Below are 23,548 nucleotides of genomic sequence, written 5' to 3'. Positions count from 1 at the left end.
CCAATAGCAAATGAAGCAGCCCGAACTTGGTGAGAAAATATCTCAGTTACGAAAGAATAGAAATCTGACCCAGAACGAATTAGCTGAGATGAGCCATGTTGGTGTGCGCACAATTCAGCGCATTGAGTCGGGGCAGGTGCTGCCCCGAACGTCTACTATTCGGCTGTTGCTGAAAACATTAGGGTATGACTATCAACAGCTAATCGCGCACTCGCATAAGAAGGCACCGATGGGCAACCCCTTGCATACGTTTTTTCTTATTGGGAAAGTAAATAATGAAAAGCTGTTGATGGCCACGCAGACTTCCTGGATAGCGGGATTGGCGTATTTTATCATGCTCATTGGCGAGGGCTTCTTTGATTATTGGCTATATTCAAGCATTTCACTGACATTTTCAGGAAAGGTTGTTTATATGGTCGTAAAATTTTGGGTGCTTATTTCATTCTGTCTTTACATGCTGGGTTTTGTTGCTTTGGGAAAAATTTTTGAAAACTACTTCCTTAAGATTATCTCTTATATTATGATCTGTGCAATGGTCATAATCGGAATAATAGACATATTTAAAATATTTTTGGAGGGGGATGAACACCTGACGATTATTATTGGTAGCGCCCAATCGCTGATTGCCGGTTTTGCGAGTTTATCCTTTGGTGTGGCGCTTCTAAAGCTTAGAGATAGTATGGGTACAATATCAGGATATGCCGGGGGAATCGAGATTGTTTTAGGGGTTTGCTTTATTAGTGTAATTCTAACCCCGGTAGCCTTTGCCTTATTGATACCGGCCACAATTTTGGAAATAATCCTTTTGTTTAAAGGCCATGAATTTGTAATGTCTGAGTTTAGTTGACGGCAGAGTTTTAAAAGTAACTCTACCGTTACTATTTATTACTTTACCGGCTCCCTTAAAATCGTTTTTAACTTTTCAGGCGCAGTTTTTCTGAAATCAGACAGGTAAATTTCATGGTGGAGGCCATTCCTGTCGAAATTATTTTCCTGTATGAATTCGTTCATCTGTAGTAGCGTCTCGGTTTCCTTGTTGAAAGGGCCCACATGCAGCATCTGCACTACCTTTCCTTCCGTCATAGGGTACAATTCGATTTCCCGGGCAAGTGGTAATTCTTTTTTCTCAACGGTCGAAGCAATAGCTTCCTGCACTATTTGTTCAGTAACATATTCAGGCATTCTGATCAGGAGCCTGTATCCCCACTCGCTCCTTGGTATCTTCACGGGCGCTTCTTCCATGGTGTAGCCTTTATACTTCTGTTCATCAAACCACCATAATCCCTCCAATTTGGACACGACAAAATCTTTATTCAGAGCTTTACAAACAAATTTTATAGCATAAGCAGTGGCATAAAGCGCTTGAACATTGTCAGCAAAATCACTTCCCGAAGGGTCGCCTACTCCTTGTATAGAAAGAAATTTGGCGGGCTCGATCTCTGTAATTTCAGGCTTGGCTTTAGCCGTATAATAGCTTTTGTATCTTTTGGTAAGGTCCAGTTTATCCATTTGGTTGAGTTGTTTTAGTTGCTGACTGCAATTAAAACTACGCCACTGACAACCCTATGGCAGTAGAGCCTGACGCTATGCTTCAATAATAGGAAACACAGACGCTGTAGCTCAAATAACCCTTCGGCATTGCCTTATTCGATAGCTTTCCCGTTGCCCCGAATTTCACACCTCACCCATCAAAAGCCTGTGCTTTTACTGCAGTCTGCAATTCCCTCTCCTCGGAGGAGAGGGCGGTTCTACTGTGCTTATACTTCAGCCTGTTCAGGGGTGAGGTGATAAACTCAAAGGGAATACTTATAAGTTAACGGCTATGGCCCTCGAGAAATCTCCTCAGCCATCCTTGAACTTAGTAAGATTCTTCGTGCTTTCCCGAGGCAAGTTAAGCAAGTTCGGGACAGGCAGAATGACCGAACTCACATTAGTTAACCTTTCGAACGGGGGCTCATTTTTATTGAGGAGTACTGCCTGCGTCCGCAAATTTTTACTTAAACATCTCCGGGTGCATTTCATCTACCCCGGTAGCTGCCTGGTAGGCTTCTGCCAACTGCAAGAGCTTCGCTTCATCAAAAAGATTTCCGATAATGGATATACTTGCCGGCTTTCCCTCTGCATTGAACCCATTCGGGAAAACAACGCACGGGTGGCCCGTCAGATTTGTCATGAGAAGCTGATTTCCGCCAAAACTTGGGGCGATGATGGCATCATATTCTTTTAAAACTTCATTCATTTTTTGTATCAGTTCGTACCGGATTCTGTTTGCGTTGATATAATCTACCGCTGAAATGAACCGGGCTGTGCGGAAATAGTTGGGCCAGGCACTCTTTTTCTGGTTCACCAGCAGGCTGTCGCGGCCTGAACGGGTCAGTTCGTCAAAGGCGGCTGCGGCCTCGGCAGCAAGGATAATACTAAGCGCATTAACAGGGATGTCTTCTGGTAGTTCAACTTCATGTAGCTGCAGACCCATATCCCGAAAGACAGCCAGTGAAATGCTGTCATTGGCGCTGTTGGGGTATTGCTGCTCAAAGAGCGTTTTCAGATATCCTACCTTTAGCTGATGCGCAGGTGTAGCGGCATTAAAATTAAAAGCTGCATCTATCACTGATTGATCAATACCATCACTGCCTCTGATTACCTCGAATACAAGTGCGCAATCTTTGGCTGAGCGGCAGATAGGGCCAAGCTTATCCATTGTCCAGCTTAGCGCCATGGCCCCGGTGCGGCTTACCCTGCCGAAGGTTGGCCTGAGACCGGTCGTCCCACATCTCGTTGAGGGGGAAATAATAGAGCCCCATGTTTCAGAACCTATGGCAAAAGGTACCAATCCGGCAGCGGTCGCGGCAGCGGAACCAGCCGAAGAGCCACTGGAGCCCTGCTTCAGGTCCCACGGATTTTTTGTCACTCCTCCATACCAGATGTCGCCCATGGCAAGGGCTCCCAACGTAAGTTTTGCAACTAATACGGCTCCTTCTTCCTCCAGCTTTTTAACGACCGCAGCGGTTCCATCGATCTGTTGGTTTTTATAAGGTGTAGCCCCCCAGGTGGTATTATAACCTTCAACGGCCAGCAAGTCCTTTATTCCATAAGGTATTCCATGCAGGGGCCCACGGTATTTGCCATTGGCCAATTCAGCATCGGCACGTTTAGCCTGCTCAAGGGCAAGCTCTTCGGTTAAAGTAACAACACACTGCAATGTATCACCGTACTGTTTTAATCTGCCGAGAAAGAATAGGGTTAAGTCCTCCGAAGAGATCTGACCGGTTCTTATCAACACGGAAAGTTCAGCAACGGTATAAAACGCAAGCTCATTCTCATTGACAGGAAATTTTACATCCGAAGGGAGCCGCCAGTTTATGGGGAGCTGCAGTTGATTGATCTGAAACCCCACAGGAATAGGATTAAAGCTGATAGCCGGAGGAGTACTGTTTTCCAGCGAGTAGGCATGTATTTTTCGAATATCGCTTACTGTCTCTCGCAGTCCTTCTCTGAGAGAATCTCTCTTGGACTGCGTAAAAGACAACCCCAGGTAGGGTTCCACGTAAGCCAGAGAATCAATGGCACCCTCTGCAGGCTCTTTTTCCTGCTTTACACATGATAACAACAAAAAAGCTATGGCTGCAAAAAGAATCGGATTTTTCATATTTTAGTACGGGAATTAAAAACAATCCAATTTATATTTTTAAAGGCATCATTCCAATATAACCACCGACCGATGAAAAAACATTTTCGTGACTTGTTTCAATACAATGACTGGGCTAACCAAAGGGTTTTGATCACACTGGAACAAAGTGATTTTAAAAATGAAAAGCTCCTGCTTCTTTTTAGTCATTTGCTGTCAGCGCAGATCGTTTGGCTCAACAGGATCAAGGATATTCCCACCTCCCCTTTTCCCATATGGGAACAATATAAACTTAGAGAGTTGAGGAGCATGACGGAAGAGAGCTCCAGCAACTGGCTTAACTACCTCGACACCCATAAATTTGAGACTTTCGAGGAGATGGTCTTTTATAAAAACTCAAATGGCAGGAAATTCGAAAATACGATAAGAGAAATTATCAATCAGGTGATCAACCATAGCTCCTACCATCGGGGGCAAATAGCTTCCTTGCTGAAGGAAGAAGGCATAGAACCGCCCGTGACGGATTATATTGCCTATGCCCGACAGAAATAAACAATGACAAATCTCTCACATTTCTCAAAAGGTGCTGGATTAGAGGGAGTTAGTTCATGTACCATTTATCGTGTTTTTGAGTAGGATAAAACCACAACTTGTATTAGCTTGCGCGGTGGTTAACTGAAATTTTTGTGAAATGTGTCCCCCCGTACCATTCATCACAAGGTTAGCAGCCGGCTTTTTCCTTGTCCTTTTCTTCACCAATATGGCAGAGGCAGAGCAAACTATGCCAGCCCGCAAAGGAAAGCTGGATATATCATTGGTTGATTTCAATCAGGCAGGTTTAGTCAGTTTAGATGGCGAATGGGAATTTTACTGGAAGCAACTTCTTGCCCCGGATGATTTCAAAGCCTTTGCAGACCCCGATCCTCATTATTTCGCTGTACCAGAAGTTTGGAATAATAAATATGCCGGACTACAAGAGCTTGCCCCTGAAGGATATGCCACTTATCGTTTGTTGCTATTAAGGAATGATTCAGAGCGACAGCTTTTGAGCCTTTCCATTCCTAATGTATATACAAATTATAAGCTGTGGATAAATGGAGTTATCCTTTCATCAAATGGTAATGTGGGTACAGAAGCCTCCCTGGCAAAACCACAGTGGGAGCCTGTGATAAAAACATTTGAAGCTTCGGGAGAGACCATTGAGATCATTTTACAGGTGTCAAACTTTCATCATGCTCGAGGAGGCGTGCACAAGAGTCTGAAGCTGGGTACACCGGAGGCCATCAGCAAAGACCGGGAAACGGCAGTAGTTGCCAATATGTTGCTGGTTGGCGGGCTGTTGATCCTGGGGGCATTTTTCCTGGTATTCTTTCTGATAAGAAAAGGACAAAGAGCTACCATGTATTTTGGGGCCTTATGCCTGTTTTGGGGTATCAGGTCTCTGTTTTCAAACATTTATCTCGTTACATCTTTTTTTGAGAGTACGAGCTGGGGGCTGGCGGTGCGCGTAGAGTATATATCTCTTTACCTGAGCATGCTCTGGGGAATGCTATTTATCAGTAGTGTTTTCCCTAATGGGATGAAAGCCCTGTACAAATACATCCTGATCACTATCAATTACTGTATTATTTCTCTTACGGTTATCTTGCCTCCTGTATTTTTTACCCAACTGCTGCCTGCGTACCAGTTTTTCATAGCAGTTAATTTGCTTTATGCTGTGGTTGTCATTAGTCGTGCTATTTATGAAAAGCAGTTTGAAGCATGGTTTAGCGCTGCAAGTATAATAATAGGCATAGGCCTTTTTGCTTATGAGCTTACGGCCTATGCGCTTGTTGTTAAGATCAACCTTGTGTTCCTTAATTTGGGATATTTAATGATATTTTTCCTGAACTCCCTGGTACTGGCTTATCATTTTGTAGGCGCATATAAGCAAGTACACGTGTTGGAAAAGGAAAAAGCCAGCAGCTTCGAGCGAAGGCTAAGACGGGCTTAAACAACTTTAGTCCTTTTCATTCTGTACCTCCTGATCCTCTTTACTGCCATAAATGTCAACAACCCGCCAACTATCCATATCGGCCATATGTAAGCAAGCCCCACTACAATATTTTTTAGCAGGTCCCATCCGCCGCTCAGTCCATCTCCTATTTTAAGCAAAAAGCTTTTTGCTGGAGCCCTTTCCACATGATATACATCCTGATAAGCGGTCAAATGAATAGTAGACATGGTCACCTGGCTTTCCAAATATTTCAGTCGCCCTTCCTTAGCCTCAATTTCTTCCCTGATTACGCGAAGTTCATTTTCGATCTTTAAGATGTCTTCCACCTTATTAGCCCTTTGTAGTAGCTTCACATATTGCTCTTCCACTGCCTTTTTATTCTTCAACCGGATGTTGAGGTCGACAAATTCTTCAGTTACATCTTGTGCGTTGATATTGTTATAGTGGACATAAGAAGCTTGTTCCTCTATTTTCTGGACCATTTTTTCCATCTGATCCTGTTGTACCCTGATCGTCATATTCAATGTAAACCGGTAATTATTATTATCGCGATTGTCAGCGCTTACATACGCATTATATTCCCGCACAATACGATCAATGTTGGTTTTCGCTGAATCCAGGTTGGCTACCTGTATATTCAGATTAGCCGTTTTGATCACCTTTCGCTCTATCTGTTGAGGGTTGCTTGCAAATCGGACATCTTTCGCTGCACCAGCAGCATAAATTTTTTCGGGAACAGATTCCATCATTTCTATATCATAGCTGTCAGCGGCTATATCACCCTCAGTAGATTTATTACAAGCAATGGCTACAGGCATAATGAAGAGAAAATAGAGTATCTTTTTCATAGTTTTGATTATTTGTTTCTGACATGATGCTGAAGATCTTATGATTCCATAATCACCGGTCGTAAAAAAGTCACATTTTTTTTGGTTAGCCGGTTTTCAACAGCACTAAAGCCCAGTTTAATTAGTGTCTCTAAGAAAACGCCAATGTCTGCGTTACGCTTGTCCCAAAAATGCTCTCGTACCTCAGTACGCTCCGCTTTTTGGGACTTCGTCCCGCCCTTTGGCCATAGCCGTTAACTTAAGCATCCCGGTAGGGATGCAATATTGGTAGCCCGGGGTGAAGCCCCGGGATAGGATTAGATTTTTTTATGCGCCACATTCAAGCTTGGGAAGATGAGAAGGCTATTTTGGCGCATCCATGCTTACTAAGGTAAATGCTTCGAACTCATTCCTGCCATGTGTGCCAAGGAAGCCTGTGTTCCATGGTTGGGCCTTCCTATGGCACACTCAACTTCTCGTTTAAACCCGGGGCTTCACCCCGGGCTACAAAGATTTACCCCCTCTGGGGGCTCGTTATTCTCTTAAGTTAACGGCTATGGCCCTTTGGCGGGAACCTTTTCTTAAAGCCACTTAGAGTTTTCTTACAAACACTAATTACGGACTAATTACGTCTAAACTTGTTATAGGTAACTGCAATTAATTAACTTTACCGGTTATGAGTAAGCCCGAAAAAAAACTGTTTCTTCTTGACGCATATGCGCTCATTTACCGTGCACACTTTGCTTTTAGTAAAAGTCCCCGAATAAGCTCAAAAGGCGTAAACACAGGGGTTATGTTCGGTTTTTTAAACACCCTGCTTGAAGTGCTTCAAAAACAGAAACCCACCCATATTGCGGTGGCTTTTGATACTTCTGCTCCTACTTTTAGACACGAGGAATTTGAAGCTTATAAGGCTACGCGGCAAGAGACTCCTGAGGACATCAAGACGGGGATCCCGGTGGTAAAAGACATCGTCAGAGCTTTTAATATTCCCGTGATCGAGTGTGATGGATATGAAGCTGATGATATTATTGGCACACTCGCTAAACAAGCATCCAAAAGTGGGTTTGAGGTGTATATGATGACCCCCGATAAAGATTTCGGACAGTTGGTTGAAGAGCATGTATACCTGTACAAACCCGCTTACATGGGCAATGCTGTTGATATACTGGGGCCAAAGGAGGTTTGTGAGAAATGGGACATAGAAAATGTACACCAGGTAACCGACATGCTGGGGCTTCAGGGCGATGCTTCTGATAACATTCCCGGTATTCCTGGAGTAGGGCCTAAAACGGCTTCAAAGCTCATCAGAGACTTTGGTTCTGTAGAGGAACTGGTAAAGAATGCAGACCAGCTTAAAGGAAAGCTTAGAGAAAATGTTGAAACCTACGGAGATCAGGGTATTCTTTCTAAAAGGCTGGCCACTATTCACACCGATGTGCCTATAGAGTTTGACGAAAGGGCGCTCCTGTACGAAGGACCTGATGAGGTAAAGGTGCGCACGATTTGTGAGGAGCTGGAATTCAGAACGGTCATTAAACGTATCTTCGGTGAGGAGGCCTCAGGTAAAAAAGTAGCGTCCACTACCGGCCAGCTATCAATGTTCAGTGAGGAAAGCAAAGCAGCTATCGAGGTTTCTGAGACCGTAATAATAGAAAAGGATACTATAAAAACCGTTGACCATGATTATCACCTCATAGATACACCTGAAAAAAGGAAAGCGCTGATCGAATTCCTGGAGCTACAGGAGGAGATATGCTTTGATACCGAAACCACTAATATTGATGCTGTAGAGGCAGAAATAGTAGGAATTGCTTTTTCGTACATCAAAGGAGAAGCGCACTATGTTGCTATTCCCGAAGACTTTGATGAGGCAGCCAGTGTTTTACAGGAATTTAAACATGTTCTGGAAAATAAAGATATCAAAAAAGTAGGGCAAAACCTGAAATACGATATTCTGGCACTAAGGAAATATGGCATTTGTGTTCAGGGACGGCTTTTTGACACTATGTTAGCGCACTACATCATCGAGCCGGAAACAAAGCACAGCCTCGATATGATGGCTGAGCAATATCTTAATTATATGACTGTGCCTATTACGGCAGTGCTCGGGCCGCAGGGAAGAAGGCAGAAAAACATGCGAGACATTAGTCCTGCGAGCATAGTTGAGTATGCGGGAGAGGACGCAGACATGGCATTGCAGCTTAAGCACGTACTTTCTAAAAAGATCAATGAAGAGGGCCTGAATAAACTTTTGGATAAAGTAGAGCACCCGCTCGTTTATGTGCTGGCAAGCATGGAGCACGAAGGGGTACGGATAGACCAAAATGCGCTGGAACAAATGTCCGGGGAGCTTCAGGAAGCGTGTCTAAAAGCACAGGAAGAGATATTTGCCATGGCTAAATGCGAGTTTAATATTGCATCGCCAAAACAGTTGGGAGAGATACTTTTTGATCGGTTGAAGCTGATCGAAAAGCCTAAAAAGACGAAGTCGGGGCAGTATGCTACCGGTGAGGAAATATTGAGCCGCCTTGCTGCCGAACATGAGATAGCGCGTAAGATCCTTGAGTTCAGAGAATACCAGAAGCTCAAATCTACTTATGTTGATGCGCTTCCTAAGATGATCAGCCGGAGAGATGGCAGGGTACATACCGACTATGGTCAAGCTGTTGCAGCAACCGGCCGATTGAGCTCTAATAATCCTAACCTGCAGAATATCCCGATACGGACAGAAAAGGGCAGGGAAATAAGGAAGGCATTCGTTCCGAGAGATGAAAACCATGTGTTGCTTTCTGCTGACTACTCGCAGATCGAACTGCGTATAGCGGCCTCCTTTGCTCAGGATAAGGATATGATCGAGGCCTTCAGAAGTGGACGTGATATTCACGCTACCACAGCCGCCAAGGTATTTAATGTACAGGTCGATGAAGTAGACGCTAATATGAGAAGGAAAGCCAAAGAGGTGAACTTCGGTATCATCTACGGGATTTCAGCTTTTGGCCTGGCACAGAACCTTAACATTGCCCGCTCTGAAGCCAGCGATATTATAAAAGCATACTTCAAGGAATTTCCCGCGATCAAGCGATACATGGATGATTCCATCAATAAGGCTAAGGAAAATGAATATGTAGAAACAATTCTCGGAAGGAGACGATACCTTAGAGACATCAACTCGAGAAATGCCACCATGCGGGGGTATGCTGAACGTAATGCTATCAATGCGCCTATTCAGGGCAGCGCTGCTGATATCATTAAAATTGCCATGGTGAACATCCATCAATGGCTTGAAGAGCAAAAGCTGGGGGCCCGAATGATCATGCAGGTACATGACGAATTGGTTTTTGACGTTCCGAAAGAGGAGGCTGATCTGGTTAGGGAGAACGTGATAAGACTGATGAAGTCTGCGGTAGACCTGGAGGTGCCCATGGAGGTTGAGGCGGGCATAGGAGAAAACTGGCTGAAGGCACACTAGAGTATTTACGTTCCGCGCCAAAATCCTGCTTCAAAGAAGGTTTCCGGGTGGTGGGGAACTTGCTTGCCCGGCTTCAGTCGGCAATTTTGCCGTTTCAGTTCGGTTTTACCACCGTTCACTCCATTTCACTTTTACCTGAAAAGATCTGTTACGACCTTTGTTTTGAAAAACAGTGAAGGTTATGAAGAAGACATCACAGGTGGGTTTGTTATTTCTTGGGATTGCCATAGCTGTACTGATCCTCGTCATGCTCGGATAGTGTATAGGCGTTTTCCCTGAAGAGGCTGGAAAAGCTCGGAAGTGTTAAAAATTACGACTATTTTCGCTGCATGTCTGCTATTCCTGATCTCAGCTCCATTTCCGAAGCCCATGAAAGAGTAAGCCCTTTCATTCACCGGACACCGGTTTTTTCTTGTAAGAGCCTAAACGCCGTTGCAGGAGCAAACCTCTATTTTAAATGTGAGAATTTTCAGAAGATAGGCGCATTTAAAGCCAGAGGAGGTATGAATGCCGTTTTATCGCTGAGCGCTGCTGAGCGTAGTAAAGGTGTAGCCACCCACTCTTCCGGCAACCATGCGCAGGCGGTGGCCCTGGCGGCCCGGGAAAATGGTATTCCAGCTTTTATTGTGATGCCTTCTAATTCCGCTGAAGTAAAGAAAGCCGCTGTTTTGGGGTATGGCGCAGAATTAATTGAATGCGAACCGACATTACAGGCCAGGGAAGATACTTTACAACGGGTGATCGAAGAAACAGGCGCTATTCTGATCCATCCTTATGACGACTATCGTATCATTGAAGGACAGGCCACGGCTGCTAAAGAGCTTATTGAAGATACTGACGTGATCTTTGACTATTTGCTAGCTCCTGTTGGAGGTGGTGGATTATTGAGCGGCACGTCACTGGCGGCACATTACTTGTCCCCAACCACCAGCGTTATAGGCTGCGAGCCTGCGGGGGCTGACGATGCTTACCGCTCATTTAAATCAGGGGAACTGATACCTCAGACTAACCCGACTACAATAGCAGATGGGCTGAGAACCTCTCTCGGCAAAAAGCCTTTTGAGATCATAAAAAAGTACGTGGGGGATATTGTCCTTGCAGAAGACAAAGAGATCATTGCTGGTATGCAAATGATCTGGGAGCGAATGAAAATTATCATTGAGTCCTCATCAGCAGTACCATTTGCTGCTCTTTTGAAGAATAAAGATCGCTTTCAGGGCAAAAATGTGGGCATAATCATCAGCGGGGGTAATGTGGACGTGAATAAACTGCCTTTTTAGTGGGGGTGTATGTTTTCGGATTATGTTAAGCGTCTGAACGGTTCCAGACCGTCTGACGCTTAATTTGTCCACTGCTTCTGCCTGTTGCCTACTTCCAATTATAGATCAATCTCCACCTGATTTCTCAGAATATCCTCCATCGTTTCCCGTTCGCGGATCAGGTGTGCTTTGCCCTCATAGATCAGTACTTCGGCAGGCCTGTACCTGGAGTTATAATTGGAAGACATGCTAAAGCCATAGGCACCCGCATTCTTTATCGCCAGAATATCGCCTTCCCGAACTTCGTTCAGCTTTCGGTCCCAGCCGAAAGTATCTGTTTCGCAGATATAGCCTACAATGCTATAAACTCGCTGAATGCCTTTTGGATTGGAAATATTAATGATCTCGTGATAGGCATCATACATCATTGGCCGCAGAAGATGATTCATGCCGGAATCTACACCCACAAAAACTGTAGCGGGAGTAGTTTTGATCACGTTGGCTCGAACAAGGAAATAGCCGGATTCGCTCACCAAATATTTGCCGGGCTCAAACCACATTTCTAATTTTCGGCCATAGGTTTCACAAAAATCATCGAAGGATTTACCCAATTTCACTCCAAGGTCATAAACATTGGTAGTAATATCGTTTTCCTTGTAACCCACTTTAAAACCACTTCCGAAATCAACAAATTCAAGATTAGGAAACTCACGGGCCACTCCATACAAGATCTCAGCCACTTTGAGGAAAACATCTGCATCGAGTATGTCTGAACCTGTATGCATGTGCAAACCTATGACATCAATGTTGGTGGTCTTGATAACTCTAAGCAAGTGCGGTAGCTGGTAGATAGAGATGCCGAATTTTGAATCCACGTGACCAGTAGAGATCTTGGTATTCCCACCGGCCATGATGTGTGGGTTCAATCGCACACAGCAGGGGACAGAGTTTCTGTACTTATGACCGAATTGTTCAAGTATCGAAATATTGTCAATATTGATCATCAGCCCCATATCCACTCCTTGTTGTATCTCTTCAAAAGAGACACAATTAGGTGTAAACAGGATATCACCAGGTTCAAATCCGGCTTTTAAGGCCAACTTGGCTTCCTGGACAGAAACCACGTCAACACCGGCACCGTGTTTTTTTAGTAATTTGAGAATGGATATGTTAGACAACGCTTTTACGGCATACTTCACCCGTATCTTCTGATTGCTGAAAGCATTCTTCAATTTCTGAAGCTGGCTTACAATTTTATCAGCGTCATAAACATACAAGGGGCTGTCAAACTCTTTGACAACCTTAACCAGATCCAGACCCTGTACCTGATAGGTGTTGTTTTTTATATCCATTGTTTAAAAATATTCGCCAAATATATAAAAACAAAAGCATCACACCCAAAAACGGGAGAAATCAACCATTTAAAGGAGAATAGTTTCATTCACCTGATGTTCAGGTTTTTGAGATAAACAAGATAAGGGCCCAGGTGTTAAAGAACCAAAAAATGATGGATGAAAAGTATTTCATGTAGAATCATTGTCGTGTTGGCTGCTTTTGGAATCTTTTCGTGTTCGGATGATGACCCCGAATCAGGGCCGGCTCCTGAGTTGCCAGCGGGCACTACTGTGATGATGAACTTTGAGACCTTTTCGGCTGCAGATGGACGAACTTACTCATTAGGTCATGCGCACAGGGCTGGTACCCATGTTGCCTCCTGGAAAAATATTCTGACTATGGATCTGGCAATTCCGGTAAATGCTTTTCTGGCTTCAGATGGGAAAAAAGCAGAATATACAAACGGAGAATGGGTCTGGTCTTATGAATATAATACAAATAGCGAAACCTATCAGGCAGAAATTCATGCGGTGGAGGCAGATACAGCGGATCAGGCGTGGAAAATGTTTATTTCGCAACCTGGAAATTTTGAGGGCTTTATGTGGATGGAAGGAGTATCTTCTCACGATTTGAAATCTGGCCAGTGGACCATTTATGACAACCCGGAAAACAATGCCCCAGCTCTACACATACACTGGAAGAGCAACGGTGATGGTGAAATAACTGACATGAAATATGTGGTAAATAAGGGTGACTTCATTCAATATGTATTTACCGGAGAAGAGCCGTTTAGTGCTTATTATAACATAGAAGCGAATAAGCAACCGGTAACTATTGAATGGCATTTGGAAAAGAAGAATGGCTCTATCATTGAACCCACACATTATCTGGACGATTTACCGCGCTGTTGGAGCTCCTCCTTTGAAGATATTGATTGTGGGTAATATATGAAAACCCGGCCCAAAACACTATCAATGTAAATTTTTTGCTAAAAAAATTACAATTATCATTAATTATTCCTTAATTGCGCCCTCAATTGTAGTTGATGGTGGCAACTAAGATTATCAAAAGGACGCTTTTCCTGTTTATTTGTTTCCTTTTCCTTGGGGAGGCTTACGCTACGCACATTATTGGCGGTGATATCAGTTACAGGTGTTTGGGCTCTGGCAGGTATGAGATCACATTAACGGTGTATAGCGAGTGTGGTTCGCAGGCCATATTGGAAAGCTACTATCCTATCAAATACTATGCTACTGACCTTTCTATTGTTCCGGAGAGCCCACTGAGTTTTAATGTAAATAAACACTCCACAACCGAAGTAAAGCTTTTTTGTGATGCTGTGACCACAGACTGCTCGGGCGGCTCACGCAGAGGTGTAGAGCGGGTTGTTTACAAAGGAACGGTCAACCTCAGCAGTTATGGTGCCAGTGAAGACTGGCGATTTTTCTGGCAACGTCCCGCAAGAAGCGAAGTGATCACGACTTTGGTAGTACCAGAGGCTGAAGATTTTTTCATAGAGGCTTCCATGAACAGCAAGGTAGCGCCATGTAACCAATCAGTTGTTTTTGATGGCTCACCGGTGGCTACGGTGTGTATCAATCAGGAGCAGACCTTCAATAACGTGGCCGTAGATCCCGATGGGGACGAGCTACGTTACTCTCTCGTTGCGCCTAAGAGCAACTTTGAAACCGAAGTAGTTTTTGCCAGCGGATATGACGCCTCAAGTTTCATGACTTTTGCCAATGACGCCACATTGGATGTCAGTAGTGGTGACCTGACCTTCAATCCCACGATGCTGGAGGTGGGGATCACCGACTTTAAGGTGGAGGAATATCGCAATGGCCAGTTGATAAGTTGGGTAAAAAGAGGCATTCAATTTACCAGTATTGATTGTAGCAATACACTTCCCGTGCTGTCTGATTTTAACGGCATTAATTCGGATAAAATAAGTGTGTGTGCGGGAGAGTTCGTGGATGTGACCTTTGATGCTACAGACGCTGATAATGACAACCTGACGATAACATTGCTCGAAGGGCCTTCGGCAACATTTCATGTAGATCACAATAATTCTACGTCTCCCACAGGACAGATCACCTGGACTCCAACTCAGAGTGATGTTGGTACCCGCCAATTTGTGGTGCAGGTGAGTGATAATGTGTGCCCGCAACCCGGAATTGCAACAAAAACATACACCATAGAAGTAAGAGCCACTCCAAGTTTTGATCTTGGCGCCAGTCAGGATTTGGGATGTAATGAAACAATAACGTTGACACCAACGGTAACGGGAGGTGACGGCAATTATACCTACATGTGGAGTGATGGCTCTACCGGGACATCTCTAGAGGTGGGAATCGGTATTCATAGCCTCACCGTAACAGATGGTACAGGGTGTTCTTTCACGGATGTTATTACTTTTTCAGGAGAGATAGCTGCCGCTTTTACGGCCAGCCCTCTATGCATTGGAACCCCCGTAGAATTTACCGATCGCTCTACTCATTCATCAAACACCAATAATATCACCAACTGGCTGTGGGATTTTGGCGATGGCGCTAAGTCAACAGAGCAAAATCCCAAACATACCTACTCTGCATCCGGAGATTATGAGGTTAGTCTTACGGTGTCAGACGATGATTCTCCTCCATGCGAAAACGAAACCACTCAAATTATCACCATTTGCGATCCACCTCAGTATAGCATTAATATTGAGGGCTATTGTACCTATAATAATATTGAAATTCAGGTAACCCTGCCTGACGCGGAGTTATGCAACAGGCTGGATTCTATTCTTTACGATTTTGGCGATGGTACTTCTTACGGTTGTAATCCACTAACAAACCCAGACTGTTATACCAACAGGCATGTGTATTATGTGGCGGGTTCATATGATATTGTTGTTACCGGTATCAACACCAATGGTTGTGCTAATAGCGTTACGGAAACGCTGGAAATATTCCCAAGCCCCAGGGTGAACATCATACCCGAGAGCTTTTTCCTGATATGTAGCAACCCGGATTCATTGCTGGCCACTGAAATTCTGGAAGGTGGCACAGGCGCTATCAGCTACTACTGGAACACCGGGGAAACTACTGAGAACATCACCATTAGTGAAGCGAATACCTATGTGGTAACAGCAACAGATGATATTGGCTGTAGCTATTCTGATGGGATCGCAGTGATTTATCCTCTTGCTGCCCAATTTCAGTATGATCCTTATTGCGAAACGGGAGATATCGTTAAGTTTCATGATACTTCAGTGGCACACACCAATACCATCACCAGCTATGCGTGGAATTTTGATGATCCGGGATCAGGAGCCGACAATACATCATCAATTGCAGAGCCAGCACATCATTTTTCAAGTGAGCGGGACTATCTTGTACGCCTGAGTATAGAAGATTCTGATGGATGTCAAAACACTTTCTCCTGGCCTGTGTATAACACTTCTATCGATAATCAATTTGAGGTGCTTCCCGAAAATTCTATATGTCTCGGCTCGGGGATTTCAGGAAATGGACCTAACGGAGCACATATTAATAGCTATGTGTGGGACTTTGGAGACGGATCGACCGATTCAGTACAGCACGTGTACCACAATTACACCGCTACAGGAGAATATCATATCGCGCTCCAGGTTATCTACAATAATAATCCCCTTGCTACCTCTGATTGTATTGTCGATTTTAATGAGCAAATACAGGTCAACGCAAGGCCGACAGTATCGATTGTCTCTTCAACAAACAGGTTTTGCCAGGGAGAGAAAACGACATTCACCTTCGATTCATAGGATGACATAGAATCCGTTGAATGGCGCATTACTAACAAAAAGACGGGAAACAGTACCACATATACTGATTTTAGCATCAATCACATCTTTCAAGAGAGAACGAACTACCGTGTGGCTCTTACCGCAAGGGATATTAATGGGTGTATTGATTTTGATGCAATCGAAGGCTTTGCGGACAGAGTAGCAACACCAGATTTTGAATTTGGTAAAGTATGTGCCAAGGAATACCTGACATTTAACGAGGCGTTCAGAGATACATTGGAGAATATTACCGACTATCGTTGGGACTTTGGAGATGGAACTATTGAAGAGGGACAGGTACCCATACCTATGATCACCCATGCTTTTAATAAAGGAGGGACTTACCCTGTTACTTTGACAGTGATCAACAGTTTTTCCGGTTGTGAACGATCCGTAACCAGGAATGTTGACATCATCTCTCCGCCCCAGATCAATTTCGACTTTGACACCATTTGTGCCCGTACCACTATGCATTTTAGGAACCTTACCACCCCCGGTGACGGCGCCATAGCAGGTTATACATGGGTTTTTCCGGATGGGTCAACAGATGATGCTGCGGATGCCAGTTATTTCTTTGAAGAATCGGGTGTTTTCCCGGTAAGCCTGATATCAATTTCTTCTTTGGGATGTCGCGACACACTGACCCAAAAGGTTTTGATCAAGCAAGCGCCTACTGCGGGAGTGGAAATTCCAGTGCCATTTGTAGAGGCTTTTATTCCAGTGCAGATGTATGATGCTTCGGAAGGGGATATTGTATCCTATTTTTGGGATTTCGGTGATGGAAATGTCACTGAAGAGAAGGATCCAATTCATACCTATGATAAAATAGACCGGTATCCTTTGAAACATGCTGTAATGAATACCATTGGCTGTTCCGATACCCTGCAACTAATGCTCGACCTTAACGTTTACCTCGATCTGCCTACGGCATTTAGTCCTAATAATGATGACAAAAACGATCAACTAAAGCTACTTCACCAGGGGATAAAGCAGCTTTATACCTACAAATTGTACAACAGGTATGGGCAGGAGGTTTTTAGTGCGGAAGGAGATGTGGATGCTGCCTGGGATGGCACCTATAATGGACGCTCGCAACCGCAGGGAGTTTATGTGGCCCATGTAAAAGCCTTAGGCGCTTACGGCAAAGAGTTCAATTTCAAAAGAAATGTAACACTATTGAGATGAGAGCAGGCTTTTCCATAGTTGTAGTTGTATTACTTTCCTTTTCACAAGGTCATAGCCAGGTGCAGGAAGTAAAATTTTCTCAGTTCTTTAACTTTCCCCTTTACCTCAACCCGGCAGCTACCGGAAATTTTGCTCAGGATTACAGGGTGGCAGGCATTTACCGGCAACAGTGGAATAGCATCAATGCTGAGTTCACCACCTTTGGTATTTCGGGAGACATGAAGTTTTCAAGAGGTTTGATGCCAGGAGATTTCTGGGGTGTAGGGATCTATGCGGTGGATGATCATTTAGGAGACAACCTGATGCAACATCAAAAAGTGGGTCTTTCGCTGGCCTATCACCATCCTCTGGATTTTCATGGACGCCACCTTATCTCGATTGGAGGCGTATTCAGCTATGCGTTTAGTGCAGTTAACATAGAGAAGCTGCTGTTTGAAAGCCAGTTTGATGGATTCATGCCTGATATTCAAGCCCCTAATGGAGAGTCATTTAGCAGTGATAACGCAGCCAACTATGATGCCGGAGGTGGAGTGTCTTACAAATTTTTTATCAACAGAAAATGGCAGACATCAGTTTCCGTGTCCGCACTTAACCTGATAGCGCCACAAGAGAATTTCCTGCTCGATTCGGCCTCTGCCCGTGCACTGAACCGGGGTGTGGTTTCGGGATGGGTTCGATACAAACTTAATGACCGCGTATCACTGGTGCCCCGGTGGTTGATCAACAACCAGCGAAACAATACCGAAGTCAGCAGCGGAGTAGTTACCGAATATCTCGTTTCTCCGCAAAAACAAGTACAGCTTAATATAGGCGTACTCGGTCAATGGAAAGAATACGTGACTTTTTATGCAGGAGCCGGCATTAAAAACCTGGAGATCCATGCCAGCTATGATCTTTCCATTGCAGGATTAACAAATATAGCTTCCGTACAGGAAGGCGCTTCCGGAAAACCGGGAGTTTTTGAGATTTCACTTGTTTACAGGGGTAACAAAAGGAAAAGTACAGCTTCTTACATAGTCCCTTGCAGAATTTTCTAGTATGAAAAGAATAGTTCTCATATTCCTTAGCAGTATTTTCGGTTTTTTCCCTGTGTTGGCGCAGGTGTCAGATATGATGAAGGAGGCTGAGTTAAGTTACAACAAGGGAGATCTTTATGCAGCCATACCATTATATCAACAGGTAGTAAAACACGATCCGAAGAATATCAAAGCCTGGCATCATTTGGGAAACGCGGTCTATCATGTACGTGATCACTACCAGGCTGTGGATGCTTACGAAAAGCTGTTGAAATTGCTCGAGAAAGAAAAGGGACAACGAAATAGCCATTATAAAGCCTTCTTTAATCTGGGCAATAGCCTGATGGCAATTGGAAAATATGATGCTGCACGTAAAGTATTCCTGGATTTTTTGAGATTAAAGCCTTTACATGCTGACTACAGGGAGCTCAAACGGATGGCCAATGCTAACATAAAATCATGTCAGTTGGCTAAGGAGATGATAGCAGCATCTTACCCAAACGAATACTCTACCGTGCGAATGCCGAACCAGATTAACAGCGCATATTCGGATTTTGGCCCCGTTTGGATCGACCCTCACACTTTGCTATATACCTCCATGCAGTCCGATACACTCCTGAAGTCTGACGGGTCTGAGCTGCATCCGCACCTGAGCAGGCTGTATATAGCCAGGCAGGAGAATACCCAATGGCAGGCACCTGAGCAGTTTGAGCATTTCAATCACGAGCTTTACCATGCAGCAAATGGCAGTTTTTCAGCCGATGGAAAAGAATTTATTTATAGTGTCTGTCAGGAGAGCCCGTCTCATGAGATCAGGTGCGCATTGTACATGGCAAAAAAGAATGGAGACAGGTGGAGTGAACCGGAAAAACTTAAAAATGGAATTAATCATGTTTCGTCAACCAGTACACAGCCTTCGTTGGGGGAAATAAAAAGAAAGGGATATGTCACCGAGGTGCTGTATTTTGTTTCTAACCGTCATGGCGGTCGTGGTGGAATGGACATTTGGTATAGTGTTAAAAACAATAAAGGAGAATGGGATACACCCATCAACTGTGGCAGCGCTATCAATACCTCAGGCAACGAAGTGACACCTTATTTTCATAGCGAGACCTCAGAGCTTTACTTCAGTTCAGATTATCATTTTGGGCTAGGTGGTTATGATGTTTTCAAAGCATATGGAGGAATGAAAAGCTGGAAAAATCCGGTGAATATGGGCATTGGGGTCAATTCAGGCTTTGATGACACCTATTTTTCCTGGAGGATACCGGAAATTGACGGCTCACTGGTCTCTAATCGCGATGGTGCAGTCTCTGTATTTGGCAGCAATTGCTGTGATGATATATTCATGGTTGAGAAACAGCCGGTCTACGAGCGCCCGGGTATTGTAGTATTGGCAGATTCTATACATGTGCGTCTTTCCCATGTGAACATCGGCCATGTATTATCTTCGGAAGGGGAAGATACCGACAGCATTCGCTGGGTAACCATGAGTGATGCTGATGGTCATTTCACTATCAAATTTAAACTGGATGAGCAATTGAAGCTGGCAGGAGTCAGAGAAGGTTTGGAAACCAGCTACAAAGATGTTGTAAATGATTCTGGTAACCAAGCCGACACCATTGTAATTGCCATGGAAAGGAGTATGAAGTGGAGGGAAAAACTGGATAAAATAGGCCACCAGGAGCTGGAAGTTTTGTCGAAAGAATCGCTGGCAATGGAGGTCAAAAAAGGTACGGTACTAGTGCTGGAGCACATATATTTTGATTTCAACCGGGCAGAGGTCAAACCGGAAGCACATCAGGACCTGAACCTGTTGGAAAGCTACCTGAGGCGTCACCCTACTACTCACATAGAAATAGCAGGTCATACAGATAGTAAAGGTGATGCACAGCACAACCACGACCTTTCTCAACGCAGGGCAGAGGCCATACGTCAACATCTAATCAACAAGGGCATTAATGCCAAGCGGCTGGTGGCAGTCGGTTATGGTGAAGACAGGCCCATCGCACCCAATGAAAACCCTGACGGCTCAGATAACCCTGAGGGACGTAGGTTGAATAGAAGGACAGAAGTTGTTTTTTTGGAGGAGTAGGTCGAAGTAATAAGACAGGAGGCAGTCGACAGATTATGAGCTTTTCCCAATTCACATTTGATCTGTGGATCTCTAAATTATATAGTAATAGAACCGAACTCTTATTGTCATCTGTAGTAATCCCAGCGATCTTATGGCACACTTAGGGGGAGGGATTTTTGCATTTCGTTACCGATGACGATAAGTTGTGAGTTTTCTTACAAACACTACTTATAAATTATTCTCTTCTTCCGTTTTGTCCCTCACTTATCTGGCGAATCTGTTTAAGGGTAAGTAGCTATAATGGATTTCATATTTCTATTGCGTCAAAGAATGTAATTCTTAAATAAATAGTACTTAATCGATAATTGTTTAAGAATAATGTGTATATTCTGGTAAATTATCCGTGTAGGGTATTATTTTAAATTTTCATTAACTAAAACCAACAAAGAATGAAAAATCTAATTTTATTAACCGTAGTGGCCTTTACGGCCTTTTCTTTTGTGTTGACAGAGCGTGCATCAAAATATCCGGAAGGTTTGTCAGAAGAGGTGACAGCATTTCTGGATAAGGAATTTATCCGTACGACAGAAAACAGTGATCTGAGAGCGGACATCCAGACGAAATTCTTCAATTTGTTTGACGAAGTTGATGCCGTAAATGTTCAGTATTCCGAAAGGAATGGATACTATTATTTGGTTATGGGCACTTTGAAGGGCGTTCAAAAAATTGAATTATTAAAAGTAGAAGAGGAGGATGTAGAAAAGGAGATCTATTCATATATTGACTTCTCCCATATAAATGTTTCAGCATCTACTACGTACTGCAGGAAAGGCAACGGTAATCCACTCCCGGTGTGTCCGACAACTTGCGATGATTATCCGGTTGGCAGTTGTATAGGAATAATCTGCGGTGTGGCACCGGCATGCCTGCAGCAATAAATAAGTCATCATATATTGGGGGCTGTCAAATATGTGGAAATTTAATTGATAGGATTTCAGACTGGGATAACCCAGACATTAGAGCAGCTCCCTTTGTAATATTAACTTGAAAAAATGGAAGGCCAAAACCAATATTTTCGTTCGGAAAAAGAAGGGAGTTATCTGGTTCTTACCCTTATGCCTGAGTCTTCTTTAGAAGCTCGCCAGGTTTCATATCTATAGTGTCAGCTATGCAGCATCTTGCCTGAAAAGACACCTTAAAAGCCTAAAAACTTACAAATGCAGGTAGCCGGATCTTAGGGTTACGCTTGTAAACCTTAATTTTTTTCAGTATATTAACAACTCCCCCCTTTTGGAAACCATATAAGTGCTATTGTAAAGAAACGCAGGGGATTTATTACAGATTTATTAATAATTGACTATTCCGAACATGTTCGGGAATACGTAATATTGTGGAGTAAACCAACATCTAAAAAAGCAGAACCTTATGATCCAGATAATACCTTCTATTGTTATAAATGGCGGAAAAGTAATCAAACTACAGCAGGGAGACTTTTCTAAAGAGAAGGTGTATGATCAAAGTCCGGTAGACCTGGCCAAGAATTTTGAAGATCATGGTATTGAGGTAGTTCACCTGGTTGATCTGGATGGTGCGAGAAGGGGGCAACCTGTGAATTATCATATTCTGGAGGCTATAGCAGGGCATACCAATTTGAAAGTTGATTTCACGGGAGGTATTCACACTGACGGTGATATAAGCAAGGCGTATGAATATGGTGCCAGCTACATAACTGCGGCCAGCATTGCTGTGAGCCGTAAAGAACTCTTCTCATCGTGGATCATTTCCTATGGTCGCGAAAAAATCACGCTTGGCGCTGATGCCATTAACGGAAAAATAGCCATTAGAGGTTGGCAAAAAAGCACTGAGATAGACATTTTTGAACACATCGACTATTTCTATTCCAGAGGCTTGAAATACGTAAAAACTACGGACGTTGATAAAGATGGTGTTATGCAGGGGCCTGCCTTCGACCTGTACAAAAGTATTCAGGATAAATTTCCGGACATTTGCGTATTAGCCAGCGGTGGAGTCAGAAATGTGGATGACATCAAACGCCTTAATGACATGGGCGTATTTGCCGTAATCTTCGGAAGGGCCTATTATGAGGGAAGGATTAAGCTCAAAGAATTGGAGGAATTTCTTGTAAAAGCCTGATCGTTTGTTGTAGTTATTGTTGGAGGGTTAAAGTATATCCTGTAAGTAGCATTTCTGCGCGCATCTGTTTTGCTCGCCCTGCAAGCAGAACTTCATATCTTTTCAAAAAAAAACCGCTCCTTTAAGGAGCGGCCTTTGACTGACTATTTTCAACCTAAACCAAAAGTTGCTATAAGTCAGCTTTATTGTATTTCAATTTCCCAATCCAGGTCTATATCGGATTCTCCATCGCTGACAGTGGAGGTGGCTGACTTTACATCAGGCTGATGTTTAAGCACCAGGCGAAAACTTCCCGTAGCGGCATCTCCTGTTTTCCACTTGGTTTCCAAACCAACAGGCAGTCCATTTACATCAAAATCAACATACGCCACGTTGTCGGAACGATTATCTATATTGCCGTTTCCTGCAGGAGTTGCGAACAAGCCTTCTGTCCACCCGTAAAATAGCATGTGCTCTTCTCCCTCTTCACTTACCTCTTCAGTTATATCTTCATCAGCATCACCTACGGTATTTTTAAGAAAAACATTTAGGGTGTATTCTGTATTTGCAGCAAGAGTAATTTTATCCTGTGTTGGTGCAGCAGTACCTTCCCCATCAGGATCAACATAGTTAAATGTTAAAGTAGTGCCACCATCTACAGGGGTGAAAACTAACGACACTTCATTGATAACTTCTTCTTCATTTTCCGCCTCGGGGGCGTCATCATCTCCACAGCCGGCCAGAATGAAAAGAGCGGATAAAATAAATACACTTAGAAAATACTTTGTTGACTTCATTTGGTTATAAGGTTTAAA

Annotated in this window: 17 protein-coding genes; 12 read left to right on the top strand and 5 right to left on the bottom strand. The window is 43.7% G+C overall.

The window, feature by feature from the left end:
- Positions 1 to 10 precede the first annotated feature (10 nt).
- A complete protein-coding gene (locus C900_RS04840; protein WP_009578519.1) occupies positions 11 to 847 on the top strand; it encodes a helix-turn-helix domain-containing protein in 837 nt (278 codons plus the stop codon).
- A gap of 38 nt (positions 848 to 885) precedes the next feature.
- On the opposite strand, the gene C900_RS04835 is transcribed toward C900_RS04840, so the two are convergent.
- Both C900_RS04835 and C900_RS04830 read right to left on the bottom strand, forming a co-directional pair.
- The gene (locus tag C900_RS04835) at positions 886 to 1,509 is read right to left on the bottom strand and encodes a GyrI-like domain-containing protein (protein ID WP_009578518.1); all 624 of its coding nucleotides are present in this window, start codon (positions 1,507 to 1,509) and stop codon (positions 886 to 888) included.
- 484 nt (positions 1,510 to 1,993) lie between these two features.
- Positions 1,994 to 3,649 (bottom strand): amidase, encoded by a 1,656-nt coding sequence (locus C900_RS04830; protein WP_009578517.1) that lies wholly within the window; start codon positions 3,647 to 3,649, stop codon positions 1,994 to 1,996.
- A gap of 72 nt (positions 3,650 to 3,721) precedes the next feature.
- On the opposite strand from C900_RS04830, the gene C900_RS04825 reads away from it, so the two are divergent.
- Positions 3,722 to 4,180 carry a DinB family protein gene (locus C900_RS04825; protein ID WP_009578516.1) on the top strand — a complete coding sequence of 153 codons (459 nt, stop codon included), beginning with the start codon at positions 3,722 to 3,724 and terminating at the stop codon, positions 4,178 to 4,180.
- 229 nt (positions 4,181 to 4,409) lie between these two features.
- The gene (locus tag C900_RS04820; RefSeq protein WP_157493896.1) at positions 4,410 to 5,621 is read left to right on the top strand and encodes a 7TM diverse intracellular signaling domain-containing protein; all 1,212 of its coding nucleotides are present in this window, start codon (positions 4,410 to 4,412) and stop codon (positions 5,619 to 5,621) included.
- On the opposite strand, the gene C900_RS04815 is transcribed toward C900_RS04820, so the two are convergent.
- Positions 5,618 to 6,472 carry a DUF4349 domain-containing protein gene (locus C900_RS04815; protein ID WP_009578514.1) on the bottom strand — a complete coding sequence of 285 codons (855 nt, stop codon included), beginning with the start codon at positions 6,470 to 6,472 and terminating at the stop codon, positions 5,618 to 5,620. The genes C900_RS04820 and C900_RS04815 overlap by 4 nt on opposite strands.
- 655 nt (positions 6,473 to 7,127) lie before the next feature.
- Here C900_RS04815 and polA point away from each other — a divergent pair.
- Both polA and C900_RS04805 read left to right on the top strand, forming a co-directional pair.
- The gene (polA, locus tag C900_RS04810) at positions 7,128 to 9,923 is read left to right on the top strand and encodes a DNA polymerase I (protein WP_040495686.1); all 2,796 of its coding nucleotides are present in this window, start codon (positions 7,128 to 7,130) and stop codon (positions 9,921 to 9,923) included.
- A gap of 329 nt (positions 9,924 to 10,252) precedes the next feature.
- Entirely contained in the window at positions 10,253 to 11,203 is a 951-nt protein-coding gene (locus tag C900_RS04805) for a pyridoxal-phosphate dependent enzyme (RefSeq protein ID WP_009578511.1), read from the top strand.
- Between the two features lie 98 nt (positions 11,204 to 11,301).
- Here the strand turns inward: C900_RS04805 and lysA are convergent, their stop codons facing one another.
- The gene (gene lysA, locus C900_RS04800; protein ID WP_009578510.1) at positions 11,302 to 12,534 is read right to left on the bottom strand and encodes a diaminopimelate decarboxylase; all 1,233 of its coding nucleotides are present in this window, start codon (positions 12,532 to 12,534) and stop codon (positions 11,302 to 11,304) included.
- Positions 12,535 to 12,693: 159 nt separating this feature from the next.
- Between lysA and C900_RS04795 the strand changes: the two genes are divergently transcribed.
- The 7 genes from C900_RS04795 (at position 12,694) to C900_RS04765 (ending at position 22,754) form a co-directional block, all read left to right on the top strand.
- A complete protein-coding gene (locus tag C900_RS04795) occupies positions 12,694 to 13,461 on the top strand; it encodes a hypothetical protein (protein WP_040495684.1) in 768 nt (255 codons plus the stop codon).
- A 101-nt stretch (positions 13,462 to 13,562) separates the two neighbouring features.
- Positions 13,563 to 16,301 (top strand): PKD domain-containing protein, encoded by a 2,739-nt coding sequence (locus C900_RS04790; RefSeq protein ID WP_040495682.1) that lies wholly within the window; start codon positions 13,563 to 13,565, stop codon positions 16,299 to 16,301.
- Positions 16,302 to 16,412: 111 nt separating this feature from the next.
- Positions 16,413 to 17,507 (top strand): PKD domain-containing protein, encoded by a 1,095-nt coding sequence (locus C900_RS04785; RefSeq protein ID WP_009578507.1) that lies wholly within the window; start codon positions 16,413 to 16,415, stop codon positions 17,505 to 17,507.
- A complete protein-coding gene (locus tag C900_RS04780) occupies positions 17,504 to 18,544 on the top strand; it encodes a PorP/SprF family type IX secretion system membrane protein (protein WP_009578506.1) in 1,041 nt (346 codons plus the stop codon). Before C900_RS04785 ends, C900_RS04780 begins: the two co-directional genes overlap by 4 nt.
- Position 18,545: 1 nt before the next feature.
- Complete coding sequence (locus C900_RS04775) at positions 18,546 to 20,618, top strand: OmpA family protein (RefSeq protein WP_009578505.1); 2,073 nt, start codon at positions 18,546 to 18,548, stop codon at positions 20,616 to 20,618.
- Positions 20,619 to 21,049: 431 nt separating this feature from the next.
- On the top strand, positions 21,050 to 21,538 hold the full coding sequence (locus tag C900_RS04770) for a hypothetical protein (protein WP_009578504.1): 489 nt from the start codon (positions 21,050 to 21,052) through the stop codon (positions 21,536 to 21,538).
- Between the two features lie 487 nt (positions 21,539 to 22,025).
- Complete coding sequence (locus C900_RS04765) at positions 22,026 to 22,754, top strand: 1-(5-phosphoribosyl)-5-[(5-phosphoribosylamino)methylideneamino]imidazole-4-carboxamide isomerase (protein ID WP_009578503.1); 729 nt, start codon at positions 22,026 to 22,028, stop codon at positions 22,752 to 22,754.
- 182 nt (positions 22,755 to 22,936) lie between these two features.
- Here C900_RS04765 and C900_RS04760 read toward each other — a convergent pair whose 3' ends face one another.
- Entirely contained in the window at positions 22,937 to 23,530 is a 594-nt protein-coding gene (locus C900_RS04760) for a hypothetical protein (protein WP_009578502.1), read from the bottom strand.
- Between the last annotated feature and the right edge of the window lie 18 nt (positions 23,531 to 23,548).

The organism is Fulvivirga imtechensis AK7, from assembly GCF_000331535.1.
Taxonomy (GTDB): Bacteria; Bacteroidota; Bacteroidia; order Cytophagales; family Cyclobacteriaceae; genus Fulvivirga; species Fulvivirga imtechensis.
Note: the sequence above shows the minus strand (reverse complement) of the source record. Positions and strands in the feature narration are given on the sequence as shown.

Bases quoted from the DNA above. Each gene is read 5' to 3' on its own strand.
- C900_RS04840 (WP_009578519.1), top strand. From the start codon at position 11: ATGAAGCAGCCCGAACTTGGTGAGAAAATATCTCAGTTACGAAAGAAT.
- C900_RS04835 (WP_009578518.1), bottom strand. From the start codon at position 1,509: ATGGATAAACTGGACCTTACCAAAAGATACAAAAGCTATTATACGGCT.
- C900_RS04830 (WP_009578517.1), bottom strand. From the start codon at position 3,649: ATGAAAAATCCGATTCTTTTTGCAGCCATAGCTTTTTTGTTGTTATCA.
- C900_RS04825 (WP_009578516.1), top strand. From the start codon at position 3,722: ATGAAAAAACATTTTCGTGACTTGTTTCAATACAATGACTGGGCTAAC.
- C900_RS04820 (WP_157493896.1), top strand. From the start codon at position 4,410: ATGCCAGCCCGCAAAGGAAAGCTGGATATATCATTGGTTGATTTCAAT.
- C900_RS04815 (WP_009578514.1), bottom strand. From the start codon at position 6,472: ATGAAAAAGATACTCTATTTTCTCTTCATTATGCCTGTAGCCATTGCT.
- polA (WP_040495686.1), top strand. From the start codon at position 7,128: ATGAGTAAGCCCGAAAAAAAACTGTTTCTTCTTGACGCATATGCGCTC.
- C900_RS04805 (WP_009578511.1), top strand. From the start codon at position 10,253: ATGTCTGCTATTCCTGATCTCAGCTCCATTTCCGAAGCCCATGAAAGA.
- lysA (WP_009578510.1), bottom strand. From the start codon at position 12,534: ATGGATATAAAAAACAACACCTATCAGGTACAGGGTCTGGATCTGGTT.
- C900_RS04795 (WP_040495684.1), top strand. From the start codon at position 12,694: ATGAAAAGTATTTCATGTAGAATCATTGTCGTGTTGGCTGCTTTTGGA.
- C900_RS04790 (WP_040495682.1), top strand. From the start codon at position 13,563: ATGGTGGCAACTAAGATTATCAAAAGGACGCTTTTCCTGTTTATTTGT.
- C900_RS04780 (WP_009578506.1), top strand. From the start codon at position 17,504: ATGAGAGCAGGCTTTTCCATAGTTGTAGTTGTATTACTTTCCTTTTCA.
- C900_RS04775 (WP_009578505.1), top strand. From the start codon at position 18,546: ATGAAAAGAATAGTTCTCATATTCCTTAGCAGTATTTTCGGTTTTTTC.
- C900_RS04770 (WP_009578504.1), top strand. From the start codon at position 21,050: ATGAAAAATCTAATTTTATTAACCGTAGTGGCCTTTACGGCCTTTTCT.
- C900_RS04765 (WP_009578503.1), top strand. From the start codon at position 22,026: ATGATCCAGATAATACCTTCTATTGTTATAAATGGCGGAAAAGTAATC.
- C900_RS04760 (WP_009578502.1), bottom strand. From the start codon at position 23,530: ATGAAGTCAACAAAGTATTTTCTAAGTGTATTTATTTTATCCGCTCTT.